Here is a 549-nt window from a genome sequence, read left to right on the forward strand (position 1 = left end):
TCGTGTTGGGTGCGGCGTTCGTGCCGATGGTCGCCACCGGTGTGGCGGGCGGGTACGGGACCTACAGCAACATCAAGGCCGCCTACGGCGAGGGGACGGCGGTGGGCGCGGTCGCGGCCGGTGAGGGCGCGACCGCCGTTCTGGCGCTGCTGCTGCTCGGGCTGACGATGCTCGGGCAGTCCTCCCCGCTGGCGATCCGCGCCGGCCTGTGGGCCCTGCCGGTCGCGGCGTCGGTCATGGCGGCCATGGCCGCCACGAGTGATGGGGAGCGGGTCATCTACGCCCTGACCCCCATGGGCATGACCGCGGCGGCGGAGGGGGCGGCGTTCCTGGCGCGGCGGATCGTGGTCCACCGCGACGGCCGCGACGCCGAGGCCGAACGCCGGGCGGCGGCCGTCGTCCAGGCGCTGGCCTACCACCGGGCCCGCTCCACCCACCACCCCCACGCCAAGGTCCGCAAGCGGTCGGATCTGAAGTCGTGGAGGCTCGCCCGCAAGGTCGGCACCGGCGACCACGCCCTGGGCGACCGACTGCTGGACGTGCAGCGCC

1 pseudogene is annotated in these 549 nt (G+C 75.2%); it reads left to right on the forward strand.

Annotated elements, in window-relative coordinates:
* Window positions 1-2 precede the first annotated feature (2 nt).
* Window positions 3-549 (forward strand): annotated as a pseudogene (locus RND61_RS32505) (conjugal transfer protein); the annotation flags it as partial.

The sequence above is a fragment of the Streptomyces tamarix genome, assembly GCF_032423885.1.
Lineage (GTDB): Bacteria > Actinomycetota > Actinomycetes > Streptomycetales > Streptomycetaceae > Streptomyces > Streptomyces tamarix.